Source organism: Sphingomonas sp., assembly GCF_035944535.1.
In the GTDB taxonomy this organism is placed as follows: Bacteria; Pseudomonadota; Alphaproteobacteria; order Sphingomonadales; family Sphingomonadaceae; genus Sphingomonas_B.
In genome coordinates this window covers 209,025-230,738 of record NZ_DASZBC010000002.1, presented here as the reverse complement: position 1 = coordinate 230,738, position 21,714 = coordinate 209,025, and the positions used below count along the sequence as shown (strand labels likewise).

Annotated in this window: 22 protein-coding genes; 18 read left to right on the top strand and 4 right to left on the bottom strand. The window is 64.8% G+C overall.

What is annotated here, in order from left to right:
* The first annotated feature begins 3 nt into the window (after positions 1–3).
* The 3 genes from VGT77_RS01705 to VGT77_RS01695 all read left to right on the top strand — a co-directional run bounded on the left by VGT77_RS01705 (position 4) and on the right by VGT77_RS01695 (position 2,123).
* Positions 4–879: a hypothetical protein gene (locus VGT77_RS01705; protein ID WP_327458933.1), complete on the top strand. Its 876-nt coding sequence runs from the start codon at positions 4–6 to the stop codon at positions 877–879.
* A 10-nt stretch (positions 880–889) separates the two neighbouring features.
* Positions 890–1,522, top strand: coding sequence for a 7-carboxy-7-deazaguanine synthase (queE, locus tag VGT77_RS01700; RefSeq protein ID WP_327458931.1), 633 nt, complete (start codon positions 890–892; stop codon positions 1,520–1,522).
* A gap of 301 nt (positions 1,523–1,823) precedes the next feature.
* Positions 1,824–2,123, top strand: coding sequence for a GIY-YIG nuclease family protein (locus tag VGT77_RS01695; RefSeq protein WP_327458929.1), 300 nt, complete (start codon positions 1,824–1,826; stop codon positions 2,121–2,123).
* 107 nt (positions 2,124–2,230) lie between these two features.
* Here the strand turns inward: VGT77_RS01695 and VGT77_RS01690 are convergent, their stop codons facing one another.
* Entirely contained in the window at positions 2,231–3,016 is a 786-nt protein-coding gene (locus VGT77_RS01690) for a crotonase/enoyl-CoA hydratase family protein (RefSeq protein WP_327458927.1), read from the bottom strand.
* 93 nt (positions 3,017–3,109) lie between these two features.
* Positions 3,110–4,642 (bottom strand): acyl-CoA synthetase, encoded by a 1,533-nt coding sequence (locus VGT77_RS01685; protein WP_327458925.1) that lies wholly within the window; start codon positions 4,640–4,642, stop codon positions 3,110–3,112.
* A 50-nt stretch (positions 4,643–4,692) separates the two neighbouring features.
* Here VGT77_RS01685 and VGT77_RS01680 point away from each other — a divergent pair, with 50 nt between their 5' ends.
* Positions 4,693–5,124, top strand: coding sequence for a PaaI family thioesterase (locus tag VGT77_RS01680; RefSeq protein WP_327458924.1), 432 nt, complete (start codon positions 4,693–4,695; stop codon positions 5,122–5,124).
* Positions 5,121–5,504, top strand: a complete 384-nt coding sequence (locus VGT77_RS01675; RefSeq protein WP_327458922.1) for a PaaI family thioesterase — start codon at positions 5,121–5,123, stop codon at positions 5,502–5,504. The genes VGT77_RS01680 and VGT77_RS01675 overlap by 4 nt, the downstream gene beginning before the upstream one ends.
* A gap of 64 nt (positions 5,505–5,568) precedes the next feature.
* On the opposite strand, the gene VGT77_RS01670 is transcribed toward VGT77_RS01675, so the two are convergent.
* Positions 5,569–6,357: an SDR family oxidoreductase gene (locus VGT77_RS01670; RefSeq protein WP_327458920.1), complete on the bottom strand. Its 789-nt coding sequence runs from the start codon at positions 6,355–6,357 to the stop codon at positions 5,569–5,571.
* Between the two features lie 93 nt (positions 6,358–6,450).
* Between VGT77_RS01670 and VGT77_RS01665 the strand changes: the two genes are divergently transcribed.
* The 12 genes from VGT77_RS01665 to VGT77_RS01610 all read left to right on the top strand — a co-directional run bounded on the left by VGT77_RS01665 (position 6,451) and on the right by VGT77_RS01610 (position 19,927).
* Positions 6,451–7,779 carry an MFS transporter gene (locus VGT77_RS01665; RefSeq protein ID WP_327458918.1) on the top strand — a complete coding sequence of 443 codons (1,329 nt, stop codon included), beginning with the start codon at positions 6,451–6,453 and terminating at the stop codon, positions 7,777–7,779.
* 10 nt (positions 7,780–7,789) lie between these two features.
* Positions 7,790–8,626: an SDR family NAD(P)-dependent oxidoreductase gene (locus VGT77_RS01660; RefSeq protein WP_327458916.1), complete on the top strand. Its 837-nt coding sequence runs from the start codon at positions 7,790–7,792 to the stop codon at positions 8,624–8,626.
* Between the two features lie 70 nt (positions 8,627–8,696).
* A complete protein-coding gene (locus VGT77_RS01655) occupies positions 8,697–10,130 on the top strand; it encodes an MFS transporter (protein WP_327458914.1) in 1,434 nt (477 codons plus the stop codon).
* Positions 10,131–10,198: 68 nt separating this feature from the next.
* Positions 10,199–11,476 carry an acyl-CoA dehydrogenase family protein gene (locus VGT77_RS01650; protein ID WP_327458912.1) on the top strand — a complete coding sequence of 426 codons (1,278 nt, stop codon included), beginning with the start codon at positions 10,199–10,201 and terminating at the stop codon, positions 11,474–11,476.
* Positions 11,473–12,558 carry a Zn-dependent alcohol dehydrogenase gene (locus VGT77_RS01645; protein WP_327458910.1) on the top strand — a complete coding sequence of 362 codons (1,086 nt, stop codon included), beginning with the start codon at positions 11,473–11,475 and terminating at the stop codon, positions 12,556–12,558. The genes VGT77_RS01650 and VGT77_RS01645 overlap by 4 nt, the downstream gene beginning before the upstream one ends.
* A gap of 82 nt (positions 12,559–12,640) precedes the next feature.
* Positions 12,641–13,711: a phosphotransferase family protein gene (locus VGT77_RS01640; RefSeq protein ID WP_327458909.1), complete on the top strand. Its 1,071-nt coding sequence runs from the start codon at positions 12,641–12,643 to the stop codon at positions 13,709–13,711.
* Between the two features lie 92 nt (positions 13,712–13,803).
* Entirely contained in the window at positions 13,804–14,568 is a 765-nt protein-coding gene (locus VGT77_RS01635) for an SDR family oxidoreductase (protein WP_327458907.1), read from the top strand.
* A gap of 127 nt (positions 14,569–14,695) precedes the next feature.
* Positions 14,696–15,493: an SDR family oxidoreductase gene (locus tag VGT77_RS01630; protein WP_327458905.1), complete on the top strand. Its 798-nt coding sequence runs from the start codon at positions 14,696–14,698 to the stop codon at positions 15,491–15,493.
* 10 nt (positions 15,494–15,503) lie between these two features.
* The gene (locus VGT77_RS01625; protein ID WP_327458904.1) at positions 15,504–17,537 is read left to right on the top strand and encodes a 3-hydroxyacyl-CoA dehydrogenase NAD-binding domain-containing protein; all 2,034 of its coding nucleotides are present in this window, start codon (positions 15,504–15,506) and stop codon (positions 17,535–17,537) included.
* 100 nt (positions 17,538–17,637) lie between these two features.
* Positions 17,638–18,264 carry a hypothetical protein gene (locus VGT77_RS01620; RefSeq protein WP_327458902.1) on the top strand — a complete coding sequence of 209 codons (627 nt, stop codon included), beginning with the start codon at positions 17,638–17,640 and terminating at the stop codon, positions 18,262–18,264.
* A 65-nt stretch (positions 18,265–18,329) separates the two neighbouring features.
* A complete protein-coding gene (locus tag VGT77_RS01615) occupies positions 18,330–19,142 on the top strand; it encodes a cytochrome b/b6 domain-containing protein (protein ID WP_327458900.1) in 813 nt (270 codons plus the stop codon).
* Positions 19,139–19,927, top strand: coding sequence for a molybdopterin-dependent oxidoreductase (locus VGT77_RS01610; RefSeq protein WP_327458898.1), 789 nt, complete (start codon positions 19,139–19,141; stop codon positions 19,925–19,927). Before VGT77_RS01615 ends, VGT77_RS01610 begins: the two co-directional genes overlap by 4 nt.
* Before the next feature lie 85 nt (positions 19,928–20,012).
* On the opposite strand, the gene VGT77_RS01605 is transcribed toward VGT77_RS01610, so the two are convergent.
* Positions 20,013–20,432, bottom strand: a complete 420-nt coding sequence (locus tag VGT77_RS01605) for a DUF1801 domain-containing protein (protein WP_327458896.1) — start codon at positions 20,430–20,432, stop codon at positions 20,013–20,015.
* Positions 20,433–20,485: 53 nt separating this feature from the next.
* On the opposite strand from VGT77_RS01605, the gene VGT77_RS01600 reads away from it, so the two are divergent.
* Positions 20,486–21,709 (top strand): argininosuccinate synthase, encoded by a 1,224-nt coding sequence (locus VGT77_RS01600; RefSeq protein ID WP_327458894.1) that lies wholly within the window; start codon positions 20,486–20,488, stop codon positions 21,707–21,709.
* Positions 21,710–21,714 lie beyond the last annotated feature (5 nt).

Below are 21,714 nucleotides of genomic sequence, written 5' to 3'. Positions count from 1 at the left end.
AGGATGAGCACCAGTTACGATACGCTCCAGCCGCGAACGACGCGCAGCCGCGGTCCGCTGGTCATCGGCGCCATCGCCTTTATCGCGGGCCTGCTGCTTGCCGGATGGATATTGTCGCGCTGGGACGCCGGGCGGGAATGGCTGTTTGGCGCGCGGCAGGAAGCGCCTCAATCGGTGGCGACGGCCACCCCGGCCGCACCGGCACCCGAGCCGCTGATCCCGAGCGAGTCGATGGTCGCGGTCGATCCGAGCACTGCCGCTGCGCTCGGCCAGCGCGTGGGTGAGATCGAGGCGCGTATCGACCGGGTGGCGGAGCGCGCCAATGCCGCAGGCGACAATGCCGCCCGCGCCGAAGGGCTGCTGATCGCCTTCGCCGCCCGCCGGGCGATCGATCGCGGGCTCGGCCTCGGCTATATCGAAGGGCAGTTGCGCGAGCGGTTCGGAGCCACCCAGCCCCAGGCCGTGTCCACGATCATCGCCGCCTCGCGCGAGCCGATCACGCTCGACGAGCTGCAAATGGGGTTGGACGATCTCGCCCCAAGTCTTGCCAGCGGTACTGCGGACGAGGGCTGGTGGCCGTCGCTGCGCGGCGAGCTGATCAGTCTGATCGTGGTGCGCAAGGTCGGCCAGCCTTCGCCCGTGCCTACCGAGCGGCTGCGGCATGCGCGCCGGCTGCTTGCGGGCGGGCAGGTCGAAAAGGCATTGGTCGAAGTCGCGCGCTTGCCCGGCCGAGCCAGGGCGCAGAACTGGATGGCGGCGGCGCGGCGCTACATCGTCGCCCGTCGGGCGCTCGATGTGATCGAAACGGCGGCGATCCTGACGCCCCGCGCGCCCGCGAACCCAACGCCGCTGCTGCCGGACCCGCCGCCGGCGATGTGAGCGCGGGCCGATGGCCTATTCCGTCAAGGAGATTTTCTACACGCTTCAAGGCGAAGGACGGCAGGCCGGCCGCGCCGCGGTCTTCTGCCGCTTTGCCGGCTGCAATCTCTGGTCGGGCCGGGAGCAGGACCGGGCGAGTGCAGCCTGCACCTTCTGCGATACCGATTTCGTCGGCACGGACGGAACCGGAGGCGGCAAGTTCGGCGATGCGGCCGCGCTCGCAACCGCGGTCGAACAGGAATGGCGTGGCGGACCGGATCGCCGGCTGGCGGTGCTGACCGGTGGCGAGCCTCTGCTTCAGGTCAATGCGAAGCTGATCGAGGCGTTGCATGCGCGCGGGTTCGAGATTGCGGTCGAGACGAACGGCACGATCGCGCCTCCCGACGGGATCGACTGGCTGTGCGTCAGCCCCAAGGGCGCGGCGCCGCTGGCGGTTACCGCCGGTAACGAGCTGAAGCTGGTCTTTCCCCAACCCGATGCCATGCCGGACCGCTTCGAACGGCTCGCCTTCGATCATTTCCTGCTGCAGCCGATGGACGGACCTGATCTCGCGGCCAACACGGAGGCCGCGATTGCTTACTGCATGGCACACCCGAAATGGCAGCTGTCCGTCCAGACGCACAAGATGATCGGCATCCGCTGACCGGAGCGTGGGTCAGGGCGCTTCATTTCGCGCGATCCGCACATTCCGCACATTCCGCACATGTTGCACGTGCATCATGCACTTTTCGGCTTGATCTGAACGATTCAAAGAGTGGCCGCGGGCAAACATTGCGGCCGTCGCCAGCGTATCAAGCGTGGTAGCGAATAGGACAGACTTTTCGCGAGCCTAACCACATACTCTGCGAACGTCTGCTGAGGGTGGTTGGCGGACATCAGAACTCGTAATCTACCCGTCACCCCGGGCTTGACCCGGGGTCCCGCTTCTTCCTTCTTGGTGAGGCATGAATGAGGAACGACGCGGCGGATGGGTGTATATCATGGCCGACCGTTATCGCGGCGCGATGTATGTCGGTGTCACCTCTGACCTCGCCACTCGGATTCACCAGCACCGCAACGATGAGGGCTCGGACTTCTGCCGTCGTTACGAACTTCACCGTTTGGTCTGGGCCGAAGGTGCGCCTGAAATCAGCGACTGCATCGCGCATGAGAAGCGAGTGAAGCGATGGCGACGGGAGTGGAAGTTCGCGCTGATCGAACGCGGCAATCCTGAATGGCTCGACCTTTCCGACCGGATGCTCTGATGCTCATCGAAGGAAAGAAAAACAAGCGGGACCCCGGCTCAAGGCCGGGGTGACGAGGAATAATCTGCAATTCATGCCAACGTCCGAAATGGGTCGAAAGCGGCCACTCAGTCGGAAAAGCTCGGCGCCCGCTTTTCGATGTTCGCGCGCACGGCTTCGACCTGGTTCGGCGTCCGGATCACGGCCGCCTGCTCGACGCTTTCGGCCATCAGCAGCGCCTCGGCATCATGCGCGTAGGCGTTATAGAGCCGCTTCGCGCCGCGGATCGCGTCCGGGTTCTTGCCCGCAATCTCGCGGGCGAGCGCCATGGCTTCGGCGTGCGGATCCTCGGCCAGGCGCGTGGCGAAGCCGTAGCGCAGCGCTTCCTCGCCGGAGAATTCGCGGTGGGTGTAGGTAAGTTCGCGCAGCAGATCGTCGCGGATCAGGGTGCGCCACAGCGCGATGCCGCCCATGTCGGGCACCAGCCCCCATTTCGTTTCCATGATCGACATCCGCGCTTGCGGGTGGACGATGCGGATGTCCGCGCCCGACATGATCTGGAAGCCGCCGCCGAACGCAATGCCATGTACCGCCGCGATCACCGGCACTGGCAGTTCGCGCCAGCCCCAGGCAACGTGCTGGAAGATGTTCGCGATTCCGTGCGTGCGGTCAGTCAGCGTCTTGCCCGCGCTCGCCCCGCCCGAGGCCATGCTCGTCATGTCGAGGCCGGCGGAAAAGGCGCGGCCCTCGCCTGACAGGACGACGGCGCGCAGGCCCTTGGTCTCCCGCAACTCGGCAAGCGCCCATTCGATGCCGTCGAACATCGCCGGATCGAGTGCGTTCAGCTTGTCCGCGCGGTTCAGGCGGACGTCGGCGACGCCTGCGCCAAATGTGATTGTGACACGATCGTTCATAGCATCTCAGTCATTGCGAGGAGCGGAGCGACGAAGCAATCCATTCGTGACGCGCCGAGCTGGATTGCTTCGCTTCGCTCGCAACGACGTGACCTAGACGATCCGGCTTTCCTTGCCCCAATAGCGGTCGCGGATCAGCCGCTTGTACAGCTTGCCGGTCGCGTGACGCGGCAGTTCCTCGACGAAATCAAACCGGCGCGGCGTCTTCACGCCCGACAGGCTCTGCCGGCAAAAGGCGGTGAGCTCGTCGGCTAGCGCTGCTCCGGTCTCGACGCCGGGCACGGGCTGGATGACGGCCACCACCTGCTCGCCCATTTCGTCGTGCGGCGCCCCGACCACCGCCACGTCAGCCACGGCAGGGTGGGTGACGAGGTGATTCTCGATTTCCTGCGGGTAGATGTTCACGCCGCCCGAGATGATCATGAAGCTTTTGCGGTCGGTCAGGAACAGATAGCCGTCCTCATCGACCCAGCCGACATCGCCAAGCGTCGACCAGCCATGCTTGTTGCGCGACTCGGCCGTCTTTGCAGGGTCGTTATGATATTCGAAGGATCTCGGCGGGTTGAAGAAGACCATGCCCTCGGTGCGCGGCGGCACTTCATTGCCCTCTTCGTCGCAGATGTGGAGCGTCGCTTCGCCGATCGCCCGCCCGACCGAGCCGGGCCGCTGCAGCCATTCGGAGGCCTTGATTGCGGTGAAGCCATTGCCTTCGGTGCCGGCGTAATATTCGTCGATCACCAGCCCCCACCAGTCGATCATCGCCTGCTTGACCGGAACCGGGCAGGGCGCGGCAGCGTGGATGGCGCTCTTCATCGAGGAAACATCGTATCGGCTCCGCACGTCGTCGGGCAGCTTCAGCATGCGCACGAAATGCGTGGGCACGAACTGGCCGGCATTGCAGCGATAGCGTTCGATGTTCGCCAGCGCCGCTTCGGGCTCGAAATGGTGCATCAGCACCACCGTGCCGCCGAGGATGTGAACGCACATCGTCCAGCCGAGCGGGGCGGCATGATAGAGCGGGGCCGTCGACAGATAGACGGTGTCGGGTCCCAGCCCGAAAAACATGTTGGCGAGCACCGCCAGCGGCACGACATGGTCGACCGCCGGGTCTTCGGGCGGCGGCCGCAGCACGCCCTTGGGCCGCCCGGTCGTGCCGCTAGAATAGAGCATGGCGGAACCGGCGCATTCGTCCACGATGGGGGTTGCCGGCTGAGCATCGAGTGTGGGTTCGACCGGCTCATAGCCGCCGATCGGACCACCATGGCTGTAGCGCGTGACCTCCGCCGTGATCGCTTCGGCGACCTTGGCGAGCGACGCGCCGGCGACCAGCAGCTTCGCACCGCTATCCGCAAGAATATAGTCGATCTCGGGCGCGGTGAGCTTGGACGAGACGCAGACGAAGAGCAGGCCGCTGCGCTGCGCGCCCCAGACCAGCGCGAAATAATCGGGCGTGTTCTCGAGGAAGAAGGCCAGCTTGTCGCCCGGCCTCAAGCCTTGCGCACGATAAAGCTGCGCCGCTTGGTTGGACCGCGCGTTCAGCTCGGCATAGCTGATCGCCTGTCCCGTTTCGGCGACGATGATCGCCGGCTTATCGGGTGTCGCCTCGGCGTGGCGATAGGGGTGCATCCGCTCTCCTTTTGTTGCGGAAAGGAATACGCGACTCTAAGCCGCCTGCAATGCCCGTGAACGCCGCTTTCGATCCCGAACGTTTTGTCTCGACCTTGGCAAGCCGAGCCCATGGTGGGCTGATCGGCCTGCGTTATGTCACACACGGCGAGGACTGGGCCGAGCTCGCCATCGACTATGACGAGAAGCTAGTCGGCGACGAAGCCAGTGGCGTGCTGGCTTCAGGTCCGATCCTTGCACTGATGGACATGGCGACGAGCATGTCGATCTGGATCAAGCAGAATCGCTTCCGCGCCCAGGCGACGCTCGATCTGCGGGTCGACTATATCCGGCCGGCGACGCCCGGAAAGGCAGTGATCGGGCGCGGCGAATGCTACGGCATCACGCGTAGCGTCGCTTTCATCCGCGGCCAGGCGCATCACGGCGATCCGAACGATCCGGTCGCCCATGTGGCGGGCACCTATATGTTCACCGACCTATGAAGCTGCCCCCCTATGCCGAGCTGCTCGGCCTGACCGTTGCCGGTGAGGAGGACGGATCGCCGATCCTCACCATGCCGTGGAGCGCAGGTGTGATGGGCCGGCCCGGCTTCCTGCATGGTGGCGCGATCGGCGGCTTGCTGGAAATGGCGGCCTTCGCCGCGCTCCATGCGCGCTACGAGGATGGCGATCGGCCGCGGATCAAGCCGATCACCGTCACTGTCGACTATATGCGCGGCGGTCGCGAGGCGGAGACCTTCGCCATCGGCCGCATCACCCGGCTGGGTACGCGCGTCGCCAATCTCGAGGCGGTGGCCTGGCAGGACGACCGCGCCAAGCCGATCGCACTGGCGCGGATGAACGTGCTGCTGAGTCGACCTTAGCAGCCGTTCGCTTCGAGCGAAGTCGAGAAGCGTGTCTCGACAGCGCTCGGCACGGACGGAAAAATCAGGCGTCGATGCTCACTCCGACTTTGGCGCTGACCAGGCCGCCATCCACCGTCAGCGTTTCGCCGACGACATAGTCGCCCGCGCGACTCGCCAGATAAACGGCGGCGGCGGCGAGATCCTCCGGCCGCCCGATCCGCTTGGCCGGGATCGACCTGGCGACTTCCTCGCCATGGTCCCGCGCGGCGCGGTTCATTTTCGACGGATAGGCGCCGGGCGCGATCGAAGTCACGTTGATGTGATCCTCGATCAGCCGCGCCGCCATGCGCTTCGTCAGGTAGATGAGGCCCGATTTGGACGCGTGATAGCTATAGGTCTCCCACGGGTTCAGCCGTTGCCCGTCAATCGAGGTGATGTTGATGACTTTGCCCGGCTGCTCGGCCGAAGCGGCCGCCTTCAGCATCGGGTAGAGCGCCTGGGTGAGGAAAAAGGGCGATTTCAGGTTCAGGTCCATGACCTTGTCCCAGCCCTTTTCCGGAAACTGCTCGAACGGCTCGCCCCAGGCGGCGCCCGCATTGTTCACGAGAATGTCGAGCTTCTGCTCATGTTCGGCCAGCTGCGCGGCGAGCGCCTTACAGCCGGCAACCGTCGAGAGGTCCTGCGGCAGCGCCACGCAGTTCGGGCCCAGCTCCTCGGCGGTCTGCATGCAGTCCTCGACCGTCCGAGCGCAGATATAGACTTTCGCACCTTGCGCGATGAACGCTTCCGAGATCCAGCGGCCGATGAAGCGCGACCCCCCGGTCACCAATGCGACGCGGCCGTCCAGGCGAAACAGTTGCTCGATGTTCATGGCTCTCTCCCGTTGTTCGTCGCTCTTCGGGTTGACCTTACGTGCCCGTCAAGTCCAGCTTGGGCCGAAGAGAAGAAAATAGGGAGAGGTCGATTGGACACGCAGGACACTGCGGAAAGGGCGCTCAAACGCCGATCGCTGACGCTCTTCCTCCTGACGGTCGCTTATTTCTTCAGCTATATGGACCGGCAGATCCTGGCCATCCTGCAAGAGGATATCCGCAAGGAATTGCTGCTCTCCGACACGCAGTTGGGGCTGCTCGCCGGCTTCGCCTTCGCCATCTTCTACGCAACGCTGGGTCTGCCGGTCGCGCGATGGGCGGATCGGGGCAACCGCGTCACGATCATTACGATCGCCCTTGCGCTGTGGAGCGCTATGACGGCGGTTTGCGGCCTGGCGCAGAACTTCGTCCAGCTGCTGCTCGCCCGGATCGGTGTCGGAGTTGGCGAGGCGGGTTCAAGCCCGCCGAGCCACTCGATGATCGCCGACCTCTATCCGCCGGAGAAGCGCGCGGGAGCGATGGGCATCTACTCGCTGGGTGTGGTGCTGGGCGCGGCAGGCGGGACGATGATCGGCGGCACGCTCGCCCATTTTTTCGGCTGGCGTTACGCGATGTTCGCCGTCGGCATCCCCGGCATTCTGCTTGCCGTCATCATCAAGCTATTCGTGGCCGAGCCGCCGCGCGGCATGTCGGACCCGGAACATGCCGCCAAGCCACAAGGCGAGATGCCAAAGTTCGGCGAAGGCTTTCGGTCGCTGTTCGCCAACCGTGCCGCGGTGCACCTGGTGATGGGCGTCACCATCACGTCGCTGATCGGCTATGGCCAGACGGCGTTCGGGCCCAGCTTCATCATCCGCAACATGGGGTTGGACAAGCTCCAGATCGCATCCATCGTGGCCCCTGTTGGAGCCGTATGCGGAACCGTCTCGGCCGTGCTTGGCGGATGGCTGGCGAACAAGGCGGCGGAGCGCTGGGGCTTGCACGCGCAGAGCTGGCTGGTGCTGGTTATGAAGGGTATCGGCCTTCCCCTGTCTTTCCTGTTCTTCCTGTCCTCCGACCCTTGGGTGGGCATTCCGATTTACTGGGTCTCACTGCTTCTGGTGAACTCCTATCTCGGCCCCACATTCGCGCTGATCCAGGGGCTCGCGCCGTTGCGCATGCGGGCGCTCTGGGCGGCGGTGACCCTGCTCGTCATCAATTTGATCGGGCTGGGCGCCGGGCCGACGCTGATCGGCGTGATCAGCGACGCGCTTAAACCCTCGCTCGGCGATGCCGAAGCGCTGCGCTGGGCGATGCTGACCTTCGCCGCGGCGACCCCCTGGGCGCTGTTCCACTATTGGCGCGCCGGCGTGTGGCTGAAGCGGCGTGCCGTAGCGTCCTTGGATGGGTCGAGCGGCGGTCCTATGCTCGCCAAATCATAAGGAGAGTGGGATGCGATTCAGCGGCAAGATCGCGGTCGTGACGGGCGCTGCCTCGGGGATCGGGCGGGCGTCGGCGCTGCGCTTTGCCGAGGAAGGGGCAACCGTGCTCGCCGCCGACATCGACGCGGGCGGCGGCGAAGAGCTTGCCAACACGTCGAACGGCCGCATCCGCTTCCAGCGCACCGACGTGACGCGCGAGGAGGAGATCGTCGCGCTGCTGGAGCAGGCGCAAAGCCTTGGCGGGCCGGACATCCTGTTCAACAATGCGGGCGCCGGCGGGCTGCGGGCGAAGATCGACGAGATCGATGCCGATGGCTGGGACCGCACCATGGACCTGCTGCTCAAGTCGGTCGCGCTCGGCATCCGCCACGCCGCACCGCTGATGGCGAAAAAGGGTGGCGGCGCGATCGTCAACACGGCATCGGTGGCGGCGCTGGCGTCCGGCGCGGCGCCGACTGCCTATTCGGTGGCGAAAGCAGGCGTGCTGCACCTGACCAAGCTCGCGGCCGCCGATCTCGCGAAGAGCAACATCCGGGTGAACGCGGTGCTGCCGGGCTTCATCATGACCAACATCTTTGCGTCGGCAGTGGGGCTGGAGGGCGCCGCGCGCGAGCAGGCCAATGCGCTGATCCGCGGTGTCGGCCAACAGGCGCAGCCGATCCGGCGTCCGGGCCGACCGGATGATATCGCCGCCGCCGTCGCTTTCCTGGCCAGCGAGGATGCGAGCTTCATCACCGGCACGCACATACTGGTCGATGGCGGCCTCTCGGTCGGCCCGCGACATAGCTGGGATCCCGATACGCCCGGCTTGTTCGAGGCACTGGCTGCATTGGCGCCGGCAGCATGAGGCGTGTGCCACTCTTCCCTGTGCTCCGGCCTTCGCCGGAGCACAGGAGTGATCTGATCGGGGCGGTTTCATGAGCGACCAGCACGTCCCGCTGCGCACCAAGATGGCTTATGGCGTGGGCGCGGTCGCCTACGGCATCAAGGACAATGGCTATTCGACCTTCCTGCTGCTCTTCTACAATCAGGTGGTCGGGCTGCCCGCCGGCATCGTCAGCACCGTCATCGCGCTCGCCTTGATCTTCGACGCGATGATCGACCCGGTGATCGGCAGCCTGTCGGACCGGACCCACACCAAATGGGGGCGGCGCCATCCCTGGCTCTATGCCTCCGCCCTGCCGATCGCGCTGACCTGGATGATGCTGTGGTTTCCGCCGGCGACCGCTCAGGCCGGCGTGCTCGGCTGGCTGTTGCTGGCGGCGGTGCTGACGCGCGCCGCCATCGCCACCAACGAAGTGCCGTCGCTCGCCATGGCGCCGGAAATGACCGCCGACTATCACGAGCGGACCCTGGTCCTGCGCTACCGTTACCTGTTCGGCTGGGCCGGGGGGCTCGCCATGCTGTTCCTGGCCTATGGCGTGTTTCTCGCGCCGCCTTTGGGCGCGCTGAGCGGACCCGGGGCGCTGACCGGCTTCCAGCTTTATGGCATATTCGGTGCCGTCGTGATGGGCGTCACGGTTCTGATCTCGGCGATCGGCACGCATCGCCGCATGGCGCACCCGCCCGCCAAACGGGTGCAGACGCATGGGCTTGGCGAAACGCTGCGCGCAGCCCGCGAGACGCTGTCGAACCGCGCCTTTCTGATCCTGATGGCATCAGGCATCCTCGCCTACACTAACCAGGGCATCGGCTTTGCCATCTCCAACTATAACTTGAATTTCGTCTGGCAGTTCAGCTCGCCCCAACTGCTTCTTTATGCGGGTGCGCTGTTCCTCGGCGTAGTGCTGACGTTCCTGCTGGTCAGCCCGATCGGCCATGCACTCGGCAAAAAGCGCGCGCTGGCGCTGCTGACCATCCTGCACGCCCTTTTCGTCACCTCCACATATATCCTGCGGCTGCTCGACCTGTTTCCGGAACCCGGCTCGCCTGCCCTGCTGCCGACCTTCCTGACTATCAACACTTTGGGCGTCGCGTTCGGCGTCGGCGCGATGATTCTGGGTGCTTCCATGATGTCGGACGTGGTCGAGGACTCCGAGGAGCGCACCGGCCGGCGCGAGGAAGGATTGTTCTTTGCCGGCGCCCTGTTCATGCAGAAATGCGCGGGCGGGCTCGGCATCCTGCTCGCCGGCTGGATTCTGTCGCTCGCCGAGTTCCCGGCCAAGGCCGTCAAGGGCAGCGTGCCGGTCGAGGTGATCGACCGCTATACGCTCATCTTCGTCATCATCACTTTGGTGATTGCCGGCCTGTCCGCGCTCATTTCGCTCCGCTTTCCGTTCGGTCAGGAAGAGCATGAGGCGCGGTTGGCCAAGCTTGCCGTAGCGGCAGCCGGGGACGGCGGAAAATCGTGAGTTTTTGGGACTGGAAAGGCCCCGCGGAAGCTGCCTAGAAGGCCGCCCAACAGGACCGGGAGAATGCGATGAACTTCGACTTGACCGAGCGCCAGACCTATTGGCGGGACCGGGTCCGCGAGCATATCGAACGCCATGTCCGGCCCCGCGACGCCGAGTGCAAGGAACAGCACCGCGAAGGCGAGCGCTGGAAGGTCATCCCGGTCATCGAAGAGGAAAAGGCGCGGGCCAAGGCCGCCGGCATCTGGAACCTGTTCATGCCGCCTTCTTCCGGCCGTGTGCCGGTCGATGACAGCTTCGAGTTCGAAGGGCCGGGCCTCACCAACCTCGAATATGCGCTCTGCGCCGAGGAAATGGGGCGGATCGGCTGGGCATCCGAAGTCTTCAACTGCTCCGCGCCCGACACCGGGAACATGGAAGTGTTCCACCGCTACGGAACACGCGAGCAGAAGGAGCAGTGGCTGCGGCCCCTGATGAACGGCGAGATCCGATCCGCCTTCCTGATGACGGAACCGCAGGTGGCCTCGTCCGACGCGACCAATATCGAGACACGGATCGAGCGTGACGGCGACCATTATGTGCTGAACGGGCGCAAATGGTGGTCGTCCGGCGCCGGCGATCCGCGCTGCAAGATCGCAATCGTAATGGGCAAGACGGACTTCAGCGCCGCGCGCCACGCCCAGCAGTCGATGATCCTGATGCCCTTGGACGCGCCGGGCGTCACGATCCTCCGGCACCTGCCGGTGTTCGGTTATGACGACGCCCCGCACGGCCATATGGAAATCGAACTGAAGGACGTGCGCGTGCCGGTCGAGAACATGCTGCTGGGCGAGGGGCGCGGCTTCGAGATCGCGCAGGGCCGCTTGGGCCCCGGCCGCATCCATCATTGCATGCGCACCATCGGCGCGGCCGAGGAAGCACTCAAGAAGATGTGCGAGCGGCTTCTCTCTCGCGTCGCGTTCGGCAAGGTGATTGCAGAGCACAGCGTCTGGGAACAGCGTGTCGCGGAAGCACGGATCAACATCGAGATGAACCGGCTGCTCTGTCTCAAGGCGGCGGATATGATGGACAAGGCGGGCAACAAGGCCGCCCAGGCCGAGATTGCGATGATCAAGGTTGCCGCGCCCAACATGGCGCTCAAGATCATCGACGACGCCATCCAGGCCTTTGGCGGCGCCGGCGTTTCCGAGGATCCGGGTCTGGCCAAGATGTATGCCGGGCAGCGCACGCTGCGGCTCGCCGACGGCCCGGACGAAGTGCACAACCGCTCCATCGCCCGGCTCGAGTTCGGCAAATATGGCGGCAAGGAAGCAATCGAGGCGGCCAAGGCGAGGGTAGGCCGGTGAAAGCTGCCGTCCTCTTTCAGCCTAACGAGCCGCTGAGGGTCAAGGAGGTGCAGGTCTCCAAGCCCGGCCCGCGTGAGGTGCTGATCCGGACCGCCGCGTGCGGCGTGTGCCGGTCGGACCTGCATTTCGTCGATGGAGCCTATCCGCATGCAATGCCTGCCATTCCGGGCCATGAAGCGGCGGGCATTGTCGAGCAGGTCGGCTCGGAAGTGACGACGGTGAAGGTCGGCGACGCAGTCGTCACATGCCTCTCGGCCTTTTGCGGCCATTGCGAGTTCTGCGTGACCGGCCGCATGTCGCTCTGCCTGGGCGGCGACACGCGGCGCAAGGCGGGCGAGCCCTCGCGGCTGAGCTTTCCGGACGGCACGCCGGTCAACCAGATGCTGAACCTGTCGGCTTATGCCGAGATGATGCTCATCCACGAGCATGCCTGCGTCCGCATCGATCCCGAAATGCCGCTCGACCGCGCCTGCGTGATAGGATGTGCGGTGACGACAGGCGCGGGTGCGGTGTTCAACGCGGCCGATGTGACGCCGGGAGAGACGGTTGCCGTCGTCGGCTGCGGTGGCGTCGGCCTGGCGGTCGTGAACGCGGCCAAGATCGCTGGTGCAGGCCGAATCATCGCCGTCGATCCCGTCGCCGAGAAGCGTGACATCGCGAAGAAGCTGGGCGCCACTGACGCCGTCGACGCCTCGTCCGACACGGCCGCTGCCGAGATCGTGGAACTCACCAGGGGCGGCGTCGATCACGCGATCGAAGCGGTTGGACGGCCGCAATCGGGCGAGCTCGCCGTCAAGGTGCTGAAGCGCGGCGGGACGGCGACAATCCTTGGCATGATGCCTCTCAGTCACCAGACCGGCCTGTCGGCGCTCGACCTGCTGTCGGGCAAGAAGCTGCAGGGCGCGCTGATGGGCGCCAACCGTTTCCCGGTCGAAATCCCGCGCCTGGTCGACTTCTACATGCGGGGCATGCTCGATCTCGATACGATCATCGCCGAGCGGGTTCCGCTGACCGAAATCAACCACGCGTTCGATCAGCTTCGGAAAGGCGATACGACTCGCTCCGTGGTGGTCTTCGAGTGATAAAACTCGCGGCTCTGTGCTCCGGCGAAGGCCGGAGCGTTGCGGCACAGGGCTCCGGCCTTCGCCGGAGCACAGGTTGTTCATGACCGAGTCGCCCGCAACCGCCATGGTCGGCACCATGCCGGTGCCGGAGAAGGATCGTCTGGACGAGGCTCGGCTGACTGATTGGATGTCCGCCAATGTCGAGGGCTTTGAAGGGCCGCTGACCCTGTCCCGCTTCAAAGGCGGCCAGTCCAACCCGACATATCGGATCGACACTCCCGTACGGAGCTATGTGCTGCGGCGCCAGCCATTCGGAAACCTGCTGCCGTCCGCCCATGCCGTCGATCGCGAGTTCCGGGTGCAGGCGGCGCTGTACCCGACCGGTTTTCCGGTCGCGCGGCCCTATGGCCTGTGCACCGACAAGGCTGTGATCGGATCGATGTTCTACGTGATGGGCCTGGCCGATGGACGCAACCTGTGGGACGGGTCGCTTCCCGGCTACACGCCCGAACAGCGGCGCGGCGTCTATCATGCGATGATCGACACGCTTGCCGACCTGCACAACACGGATCACGAGGCGGTGGGTCTCGCCGATTATGGCAAGCCCGGCAACTACTTCGAACGCCAGGTTGCCCGCTGGACCAAGCAGTATAGGGCGAGCGAAACCGAGACGATCCCGGAGGTAGACCGGCTGATCGAATGGCTGCCGACGACGGTGCCGCAGCAGGACCGGGTGTCGATCGTCCATGGCGATTACCGCATCGACAATATGATCTTTCACGCCGCGGAAGATCGGGTGATCGCCGTGCTCGACTGGGAGCTCTCCACGCTCGGCGATCCGCTTGCCGACTTTTCCTATCTGCTGATGAACTGGGTGACGGAGCCAGAAGGGCGTTCCGGTATCAAGGGCCTCGACCATGAGGCGCTCGGCATCCCGACTATCGCGCAAGCGGTGGAGCGCTATTGCGCCCGCACAGAGCGGAGCGGGGTGCCGGACCTGAACTGGTATTTCAGCTACAACCTCTTCCGCCTGACCGGCATCGTTCAAGGCATCAAGAAACGCATCGTCGACGGCACCGCCTCCTCTCCTCAGGCCGCGGCCACGGCCGCCCGGGTTCCGGGGCTGGCGGCCGCATCCTGGCATTTCGCGCAACTCGCGGGAGCTCGCTGATCGTCATGCTGAACTCGTTTCAGCATAAGGCTTTCGGCTCGGGCCGCGTGACGAGCTTATCCCGAAACAAGTTCGGGATGACGGGGGAGTAGATGGGACAGCTTTTCGACCTGACCGGCAAAACCGCGATCATCACCGGTTCCTCGCGCGGGATCGGCAAGGCCATCGCGGAGCGGATGGCGGAGCATGGCGCCAATGTCGTCGTCTCCAGCCGCAAGCAGGACGCGTGCGACGAGGTCGCCGCCGAGATCAATGGCCGCTATCCGGGCAAGGCCATTGCGGTCGCTGCCAACATCTCCGACAAGGCCGGGCTGCAGCATTTGGTCGACGAGACGCGGCGCGCCTTCGGCCAGGTCGACATCCTCGTCTGCAACGCCGCGTCCAACCCCTATTACGGGCCGATGGACGGGATTGCCGACGAGCAGTTCAACAAAATCCTGACCAACAACATCGTCGCCAATCACTGGCTGATCGCGATGGTCGCGCCCGAGATGCGGACGCGCAAGGATGGCGCGATCGTCATCATCTCGTCCATCGGAGGATTGCGCGGCACGCCTGTGATCGGCGCCTATGCGATCTCCAAGGCTGCCGATATGCAGCTTGCCCGCAACCTGGCGCATGAGTTCGGACCCGACAATGTCCGCGTCAACTGCATCGCGCCAGGCCTGATCAAGACCGACTTCGCGCGCGCCTTGTGGGAGAATCCGGACACGCTGAAGCGCTCGACCCAGGGCGCGCCGCTGAAGCGCATCGGCGAACCGGACGAGATCGCCGGCGCCGCCGTCTTCCTCGCCGCGCCGGCAGGCTCGTTCATGACCGGCCAGACCATCGTGATCGACGGGGGGCAGACGATATGAACACGCCATCCTGTTCTCCCACTCCGCTTGCCCTGAGCTTGTCGAAGGGCTGTTTCTCCCCCTTCGTGCGATGTGGAGTCAGGAAAAGCAGGGCTTCGACAGGCTCAGCCCGAACGGAGTTGGAGCAATGAGCGGTAGGCTGCACGGTAAGGTCGCGGTCATTACCGGTGCGGGCTCCGGCATTGGCCGGGCCACGGCGCGCCGCTTTGCCGCGGAAGGCGCGAGGCTCGTCATTGGCGACAAGTCGGAGGGCGTGCACGAGACCGCGTCGATGATCGGCGGCGACGTGCATGCGATGCAGATGGACGCGGGCTCCGAAGCCGATGTGCAGGCGATGGTCGCTGACGCCGTAAACCGCTTCGGCGGGCTGGACATCGCCTATGCCAATGCCGGCGTATCCGGCGGGCTGACCGGCATCTTCGACCTGAGCGTCGAGGAGTGGCAGCAGCTTCTCCAAGTAAACCTGATCGGGCCTTGGCTGATGATCAAGCATGCCGGGCGGCACATGATGGAGCAGGGCCGCGGCGGTTCGATTATCTGCACCGCGTCGGTCGCAGGCATCCGTTCGGGAGCGGGTGGGCCGCATTATTCGGCGTCCAAGGCCGGGGTGATCAACCTCGTCATGACCGCAGCGCAGCAGCTCTCGGCGACGGGAGTCCGCGTCAATGCGATCTGCCCGGGCCTGATCCAGACCGGCATGACCCAGCGCGCGTTTGACTATGCGGCGGACAAGGGCGTGACCGACAAGATCGGCCGGTTGAACCCGCTGCGCCGCGCGGGACAGCCGGACGAAATCGCCTACATGGCGTTGTTCCTGGCGTCCGACGAGGCGTCTTACGTCAACGGCCAGGCCATCGCCGTCGATGGCGGCCTGTCCTCATCCCATCCCGTGACCCGTCAGGAGACGGGCAAGACCGCAGCATAAAGGAAGAACCATGTCCGGCCCCATCACCACTGAAGTCCGCGACGGCATCCTGATCGTCACCTCCAACAATCCGCCGGTGAATGCGCTCGGCGCGGCGGTGCGCCAGGGTCTCGCCGCTGCGATCGAACAGCTCGAGCGGGATAACGAAATCAAGGCGGCGGTGATCCGCTGCGAAGGCCGCACTTTCTTCGCCGGCGCCGACATCACCGAGTTCGGCAAGCCGCCAGTCGAGCCGATGCTGCCGCAGGTGATCGACCGCATCGAAGCATCGAACAAGCCGGTCGTCGCGGCGATCCAAGGCACGGCACTCGGCGGCGGCCTCGAAGTGACGCTTGGCTGCCATTACCGCGTCGCGGTTCCCTCCGCAAAGCTCGGCGTGCCTGAGGTGAAGCTCGGCCTTCTTCCCGGGGCCGGCGGCACGCAGCGCCTGCCGCGCATCGCCGGCATCGAAGCGGCGGCCGAGATGTGCGCGACCGGCAACCCGATCAGCGCCAAGCGCGCCTCCGAAGTCGGCCTCGTCGACCGCATCGCCGAAGAAGGCCGGCTGCTCGAAGAGGCACTCGAATTTGCCAAAGGCGTGGTCGGCGTCGAACCCCGCCGCAGCCGGGACGTGCCGGTGCATGGCGACCCCGCCTTTATCCAGAAGTTCGCAACCGAGAACGCCAAGAAATTTCGCGGCTTCGATGCGCCCGCCGCAAACCTCCGCTGCGTGCAGGCGGCGGTGGAGCTGCCCTTCGATCAGGGTATCGCTTTCGAGCGGCAGGAGTTCATGAAGCTGATGATGGGCACGCAGTCGGCGGCCCAGCGGCACATTTTCTTCGCCGAGCGCCAGGCGGCCAAGATCGACGGCATCCCCGAAGACATCAAGCTGCGCGATATCAAGAAGGTGGGCGTCATCGGCGCGGGCACGATGGGTGGCGGGATCTCGATGAACTTCCTCCAGGCCGGCATCCCCGTCACCATCGTTGAAGCCGCGCAGGAGAATCTCGATCGCGGCGTTGGCGTCATCCGCAAGAATTACGACGCGTCCGCCGCCAAGGGCCGGTTCAAGCCCGAGCAGGTCGAGCAATATATGGGTGCGCTGACGCCGACCCTCAGCCTCGACGATCTCGCCGACTGCGACCTGATCATCGAAGCGATCTACGAGAATATGGACGTCAAGAAGGAGACGTTCGCCAAGCTCGACAAGATCGCCAAGCCGGGCGCGATCCTTGCCTCCAACACTTCTTATCTGAACATCGATGAGATCGCCGGCGCGACCAGCCGGCCGCAAGACGTGCTTGGCATGCACTTCTTCTCGCCCGCCAATGTCATGAAGCTGCTGGAGGTGGTGCGCGGCGCCAAGACCGCGCCGGACGTGCTCGCGACGGCGATGGCTACGGCCAAGAAGATCGGCAAAGTCGCCGTTGTTTCAGGGGTCTGCTACGGCTTTATCGGCAACCGCATGCTGATGCCGCGCCAGATCGAGGCCAACAAGCTGCTGATGGAAGGCGCCACGCCGGAGCAGATCGACCGGGTCCATGTCGAGTTCGGCATGCCGATGGGGCCGTTCCAGATGTCCGACCTGGCCGGCGTGGATATCGGCTGGCATCGCGACCCGAACCGCATCGAGAGCGTCCGCGACGCACTCTGCGCCAAGGGGCGTTGGGGTCAGAAGACGGGCAAGGGCTTCTACGATTATGACGAGAAGCGCCGCCCCAGCCCCAGCCCGGAAGTGCAGGCGATCATCGACGAGTTCGCCGCCAAGGAAGGCACAAGCAAGCGCGAGATCAGCGACCAGGAAATCGTCGAGCGCACACTCTACACCATGGTCAATGAAGGCGCCCTGATCCTTGAGGAAGGCATCGCCCAGCGCGCGTCCGACATCGATGTGGTCTGGATCTACGGCTATGGCTGGCCCGTCTATCGCGGCGGCCCGATGCTCTGGGCCGACCATGAAGGCGCCGACAAGATCGTCGCCGGCCTGGAGAAACACGGCTTCAAGGTCGCCAAGCTGCTGAAGGAAAAAGCGGAAACGAAGACGCGGTTCAACCGGCCGGTCTGATGCTTTGATCGGTGCGAGCGAGGCGAAGCAATCCAGTCCAGCGTCCGGCGCCCTGGATTGCTTCGCTCCGCTCGCAATAACGGCGCGGGGAACGAACGCCATGCGCAAGCCCGGTTCGGTCAAGTCGCTAGAAGAACTCGGCCGGGTGCGCCTTTCGCCCAACTTCTTCATGCGCGATTTCCTCTATTCGGAGATCGCCAGCTTCCACGGCATTCCAAACATCCCCGGCTTTCCGGATCGGGCGATCGAGGCGGGCACTCAGCTATGCGAGCAGTTGCTGGAGCCATTGCAGGCCCGCTTCGGCCGTATCTCGATCCGCTCAGCCTATCGCTCTCCGGCGGTGAACCAGTTCGGCAACGAGCATGGGCTGAATTGCGCGTCCAACGAGGCCAACTATGGCGGGCACATCTGGGACTATGCCGATGCCAGGACTGGCGCGACCGGCGCCACTGCCTGCATCATCGTGAACAGTTTCGTGCCTTATTATGAGCGCACCGGCGACTGGCAGGCACTCGCCTGGTGGGTGCACGACCATCTGCCCTATAGCGAAGCGGAGTTCTTCCCGAAACTTGCCGCGTTCAACCTCAACTGGAGTTCGCAGCCGGTGCGAGCGATCTACAGCAATGTCGGCAAGGGACGCTCCTGCCTGACCAAGCCGGGCATGGAAAACTGGCCAGGGCAGCATGCCTCCGAATATGCCGAGTGGTTGGCGGCAGGCGAAGGCTGATCCAGCCCCGAAATGCATCATTCCCATGCATTGGAGAGCGTAACGATCTCTGCGATAGTGGCTGGATGCCGCCCGCTCCGACGCGCCTGATCTATCGCCATAAGCTGGCGACGCGCATCTGGCATTGGGTAAACGCGGTGACGATCATCGTGCTGCTGATGAGCGGGGCGATGATCTTCAACGCGCATCCGCGGCTTTACTGGGGGCATTATGGAGCCAATAGCGACCCGGCCTGGCTGCAGATCGCGTCCGATCGGCAGGGCGGCTATCTGCGGATCGGGGAGACGCGGCTGAACACGGACGGCGTGCTCGGCCGCTGGACGGCGGAGGACGGGTCGGTCCGGACGAACGCCTTTCCGTCCTGGGCGACCATTCCCTCCAACTATAATCTGGCGCTTGCGCGGCGCTGGCACTTGGCCTTCGCGCTGGTGCTGGGCTTCGGGCTGCTCGCTTTTCTGATCGCTAGCCTGTTCAACCGGCACATCCAGAAGGACCTGACGCTGCACCGGCGTGAGCTGACGCCGCGGCATCTGTGGCAGGACGTCGTCGAGCATCTGAAGCTCCGCTTCCACAATGCGGAGGACCCCGGCGCCTTCAACGTACTACAGAAGCTCAGCTATGTCGGCGTGATCTTCATCCTGATCCCGCTCGTCATCTTCACGGGTCTCGCCATGTCGCCGGCGATGGACATGGCCTGGCCCTGGCTGGTCGACCTGTTCGGCGGGCGGCAATCTGCACGCTCCATCCACTTCATCGTCGCGGCGCTGCTGCTCCTTTTCATCGTCGTGCATCTGGTGCTGGTGCTGCTGTCGGGGCCGCTGAACGGACTGCGCGGCATGATCACCGGCTGGCTGCGCGTGCCGGAGGCGAGGCCTTGAGCTGGAGTCGAAATCCTGCCCGGGACGGGGAGGACCTTGTTATCTCGCGCCGACGACTGATCGGCTCGCTCACTGCCGGCGGGCTGCTCTCCGGCTGCGACCGGCTGGGCGAGAACCCGCTGTTCCGCGACATCTTGTTCAAGGCGGAGGACGCGCACCGGCTGCTGCAGCGGTCGCTCACTGACCGCATGGCGCTCGCCCGCGAGTTCAGCCCTGAGCAGATGAGCCCGGTGTTCCGCACCAACGGCACCAACAATCCGAACACGCCGGCCTATCAGGCCCTCGCCGCAAAACGGTTCGCGGATTGGCGGCTGGTCGTTGACGGGCAAGTGGCCCGGCCTTTGTCGCTCAGCCTCGCCCAGCTCCGGTCTATGCCAACGCGGACCCAGATCACGCGCCATGACTGCGTCGAGGGCTGGAGCGCGATCGGCCAATGGCATGGCGTGCCGCTGAAACTGCTGTTGGATCAGGCGGGCATGCGCACGTCCGCCCGCTATGTCGTGTTCCACTGCGCCGACCTTTATGGCGAGCGGCCGTACTATGAGTCGCTCGACCTGATCGATGCCTTTCACCCGCAGACCATCCTCGCCTGGGGCATGAACCGGCGCATGCTCGACATCGGCCATGGAGCACCGATCCGCCTCCGGGCCGAACGTCATCTCGGCTACAAGCACGCCAAATATGTGATGCGGGTCGAGGCGGTCGAAAGCCTGGCCGGCATTCATGGCGGCAAGGGCGGGCTGTGGGAGGATATCGCCGGCTATGAATGGTATGCGGGGATTTGACTGATCTCGTCATTGCGAGGAGCGAAGCGACGAAGCAATCCAGCGGCTCCGAAGATGGATTGCTTCGCTGCGCTCGCAATGACGACTAGCGAGGATACCTCTCATCCATGTGCTTCAGCGCGCCGCGCATAATCTCCTCGAGCACTGCCATGTGCACGTCGGCCAGCTTCTTGATGTAAAGGCACGACTTGCCGGTCTTGTGCTTGCCGAGCCGGGCGAGCTGCTCCTGCTGTTCCGCCGTGCCGGTCAGCACGTACAGCACCTGCTCCGCTTTGCGCGGTGAAAAGCCGAGGCGGCAGGACGTGCCTTCATGGCCGCTGTCATATATGTAATGATAGCTGCCGAAGCCGATGATCGACGGACCCCACATCCGGGGAGTCTCGCCGGTGATCCGCTCCATCATGGCGCGGATCGTCCTGGCGTCTTCACGGCGCACCGGGTCGGCGACAGCGGCGATGAAGGCATCGACGCTCGCCTCGGTGGGCTTCGTCTTGGTCTCGGCCATTGCACCCCTCCCTTGTTGCGCATAGGGCGCGCGCGAAACGGAGGTTCTAATCGATGGCAGGTAAGGTCAACCGGGTGGTTCTCGCCTTCTCGGGCGGGCTCGACACCAGCGTGATCCTGAAGTGGCTGCAGCAGACCTATGACTGCGAAGTGGTGACCTTCACCGCCGATCTTGGCCAGGGGGAAGAGCTGGAGCCGGCGCGCCGCAAGGCCGAGCTGATGGGTGTGAAGCCCGAGCACATCTTCATCGAGGATCTGCGCGACGAATTTGTGCGCGACTACGTCTTCCCCATGATGCGCGCCAATGCGGTCTATGAGGGGCAATATCTGCTCGGCACCTCGATCGCGCGGCCGCTGATCGCCAAGCGCCAGATCGAGATTGCACGCCAGGTCGGCGCCGACACCGTTTCCCATGGCGCCACCGGCAAAGGCAATGATCAGGTCCGCTTCGAGCTCGGCTATTATGCGCTCGATCCCGACATCAAGGTGATCGCGCCCTGGCGGGAATGGGACCTGACCAGCCGCACCCGCCTGATCGAGTTCGCGGAACAGCATCAAATCCCGATCCCGCGCGACAAGCGGGGCGAAGCGCCCTTTTCGACCGACGCCAACCTCCTGCACACCTCATCCGAGGGCAAGGTGCTGGAGGACCCGTGGGAGGAGGTGCCAGACTATGTTTATTCGCGTACCAACAACCCCGAGGACGCGCCGGATACGCCCGAATACATCACCATCGATTTCGAGCGTGGCGATCCCGTCGCGGTGTGCGGCGAGGCGCTCGGCCCGGCCGCGCTGCTGGAGAAACTGAATGATTATGGCCGGACGCACGGCATCGGCCGGCTGGATCTGGTCGAGAACCGCTTCGTCGGCATGAAGTCGCGCGGCATGTACGAGACGCCGGGGGGCACCATCATGCACCTTGCCCATCGAGCGATCGAGCAGCTGACGCTCGACCGCGGCGCGACGCGGCTGAAGGACGAGATGATGCCGCATTATGCCGCGCTCATCTATAACGGCTTCTGGTTCTCGCCGGAGCGCGAGATGCTGCAGGCGGCGATCGACCACAGCCAGAAGAACGTGACCGGCACGGTGCGGCTGAAGCTGTACAAAGGCGCTGCGCATGTCGTCGGGCGCAAGGCGGACGTGAAGTATAACCTCTATTCGGCCGACATCGTCACCTTCGAGGACGATCTCGGCGCGTACGACCAGCGCGACGCGGAAGGGTTCATCAAGCTGAACGCGCTGCGCTTGCGGCTGCTCGGCCGGCGGGATCGGTGAGCGCC